Origin of the sequence: Mesorhizobium sp. M7D.F.Ca.US.004.01.2.1 (assembly GCF_003997785.1) — a bacterium.
In the GTDB taxonomy this organism is placed as follows: Bacteria; Pseudomonadota; Alphaproteobacteria; order Rhizobiales; family Rhizobiaceae; genus Mesorhizobium; species Mesorhizobium loti.
The window spans coordinates 1-2,653 of record NZ_RZRQ01000535.1 but is presented as its reverse complement, the minus strand read 5'-3'; the positions used below and the strand labels follow the sequence as shown (position 1 = coordinate 2,653).

Below are 2,653 nucleotides of genomic sequence, written 5' to 3'. Positions count from 1 at the left end.
GCGATCGAAAAGGCGCCGGAGAGGCCGATTAGAATTGTCGAGGTGCCAAAACCACTGCCGCTGCCTGGCCAAATGCAGCCCGAGCCCGGCAAGGCCGAGGACAAGCGCCCCCCTGAAGAACGCGTCGCTGATGCCAACAAAGCCGCGACCCAGCAACCCACCAAGTACGGGTATGTTAATGCCGTGCAAGTCTACCCCTTCACCGATGGCGCGCTTTATCAACTCTATGCCGCGCCGGAGCGCGTGACCGACATCGCTCTGCAGCCGGGCGAGAAACTAACCGCCGTGTCGGCTGGCGACACCGTGCGCTGGGTCATTGGCGATACCGCAAGCGGCACCGGTGACAATCAGCGCACCCATGTTCTGGTAAAACCCTTCGCGCCGGGTCTTGCCACCAATGTCGTCATTACGACGGACCGGCGGACCTATCATTTGCAGCTTCAAAGCACCGAGAAGACCGCAATGGCGGCAATCTCCTGGACCTACAGCCAAGACCAGATCATCGCGCTTCGCCAGCGCAATGCTCAAGCCGAGGCAGTTACACCGGTCGCGTCGAATATCGCGCTCGAAAACCTTCGCTTTCGCTACTCAATCAGTGGCGACACACCGCCCTGGAGACCGACGCGAGCCTTCGACGACGGCAGCAAGGTCTATATTGAGTTCCCTCGTCGCATAGATCAGGGCGAGGCGCCACCACTCTTCATCGTCGGCGCAGATGGGAGCAGCGAGCTCGTCAACTATCGCGTGCGCGGCAACTATTACATCGTCGATCGGCTCTTCGCCGCGGCCGAACTTCGCCTCGGCACCAAGCGGCAGCAGGTGATCCGCATCAGCAGGATTGACGGCAGGCAACCGCAACGGCGGATCTCGCTCTTTCGCGGCAGCCGGCGAGGTGAGGACTCATGATCGAAAATTCCCGCTCTGGCATCCCGCCGAAACTGGATCCCGAGGAACTGCAGCTTCGGGCCTCTCCCCGCCGCGTGGTGCGGTTCAGGCGCGGTGTGATCATCGCGATCGCAGCGCTCGGATCCGGCGCTGTCTTCGGCGTTACCATGATCGCCCTCCAGGGGCCGGCCCTTCGCATCAGGGATCAGGCGGAAGATCTCTACAACACTGAGCGCAAACCAACCGCCGAGGGGCTCGATACGCTTCCCCATGACTATTCCGGCATGAAGCCGAAGCCTCCCGTCCTTGGGCTACCTTTGCCGGGCGACCTCGGCCGCCCCATCCTCGAGCGGCAGCGCCAGCTCGGCATCGTGCCGGGCCAAGACATCTCGGCCGAGGAGCAGCGTCTAGCGCAGCAGGCGATCGAAGCGCGTGAATCGCGGGTGCTTTTCCGCGTCGAAAATCGAGCTCAAAAGACAGATGTCGGAGAGAGCGTGCAAACTGCTCAGCATCCATTTGAGGCGCTTCCCCAATCCGAAGCAGGACGCGCGTCAGCCTCGGTGGCGGCGGCGGAAGGCGACCAGAACAATCAGCAGCGAAAGCTTGATTTTCTCAGCCAGCGGAGCACTGGCGGGATCTACAATCCGCATGCGCTGCAGACGCCGATCTCGCCATATCAACTGATGGCTGGCAGCGTGATTGCCGCCAGCCTGATCACCGGCATCAATTCCGATTTGCCGGGCCTTGTCGTCGCGCAAGTCACCGAAAATGTGCACGACACGGTCACGGGCAACATATTGCTGATTCCGCAGGGCTCACGTCTTATCGGCGTCTACGACAGCGTCGTCGCGTTCGGGCAAAAGCGAGCGCTGCTGGTCTGGCAGCGCATTCTGCTGCCCGACGGCTCGTCGGCCGAAATCGACAATCTGCCCGCGAGCGACACCGCCGGCTACGCAGGGCTGGAAGACGAAGTCGATTTCCACACTTGGCAGATGATCAAGGGAGTGGCGCTTGCCACATTGCTCGGTGTCGGCACAGAATTCAGCCTCGGCGAAAACGAGAGCGATCTGGTCAAGGCGATCCGGGAATCAGCCCAGCAGAACGCCAGTCGAGCCGGCCAGCGCATCACCGAAAAAAACCTCAATATCCAGCCCACCATCGTCGTCCGCCCAGGTTGGCCACTGCGCGTCATCGTGCACAAGGACATCGTGCTGCGGCCATACGCCAGTTGAGCAGGAGTTATCATGGCTGACCTGAAACTTGGAAAACTTCCGGACCGAACAGCTTCGAAGATCACCATTACCGTCAGCGCGGAGCTGAGCCAAACACTCAAGGAGTATGCTGCACTTTACCGTCAGACCTATGGTCAGTCTGAAACCGTGGCAGAACTCATCCCTTTCATGCTGGCGGCGTTTCTGGAAGGCGACCGAGCCTTTGCCAAGGCCAGAAAGGAACGTCTGCCGACGGAGCTTGCCGGAAAATCGTGACTCCTCCGCTAGGGCAGCTGGAACATTGCCTAGCTGTCGCGACCTACCTGCTCCTCGCGAAGCATAGGATCAAACACCTTGGAATGCAGGTATGCGCAAGAGATGATGTGGAAGGAGATACCGCGCAACAGCCTAAGTTTGCATTTTCGATTTGGTCGGCCGTGAACTATCCGCAAGCCATTGATCTGGCCTGTTGATTGAGGCGGATAGCGGCTTTGGAATTGCAGGATTAGCGGTATTTGGACGCTGTTTTCCTGCAATTCGGTTTTGCGATTCCCTTG

General features: G+C 59.9%; 4 protein-coding genes. 3 read left to right on the top strand and 1 reads right to left on the bottom strand.

What is annotated here, in order from left to right; genetic code table 11:
• The 3 genes from trbG to EN993_RS34315 form a co-directional block, all read left to right on the top strand.
• Nucleotides 1-906: P-type conjugative transfer protein TrbG (trbG, locus tag EN993_RS34325; RefSeq protein WP_127266095.1), on the top strand; the 906-nt coding region annotated here is incomplete at its 5' end.
• A complete protein-coding gene (locus EN993_RS34320; protein ID WP_063169228.1) occupies nucleotides 903-2,117 on the top strand; it encodes a TrbI/VirB10 family protein in 1,215 nt (404 codons plus the stop codon). The genes trbG and EN993_RS34320, both read left to right, overlap by 4 nt.
• 12 nt (nucleotides 2,118-2,129) lie before the next feature.
• Nucleotides 2,130-2,372, top strand: a complete 243-nt coding sequence (locus EN993_RS34315) for a DUF2274 domain-containing protein (protein WP_024502859.1) — start codon at nucleotides 2,130-2,132, stop codon at nucleotides 2,370-2,372.
• Nucleotides 2,373-2,401: 29 nt separating this feature from the next.
• Here the strand turns inward: EN993_RS34315 and EN993_RS37495 are convergent.
• Nucleotides 2,402-2,653, bottom strand: a 252-nt coding sequence (locus EN993_RS37495) for a hypothetical protein (protein WP_206516445.1), incomplete at its 5' end; no start/stop codon positions are given.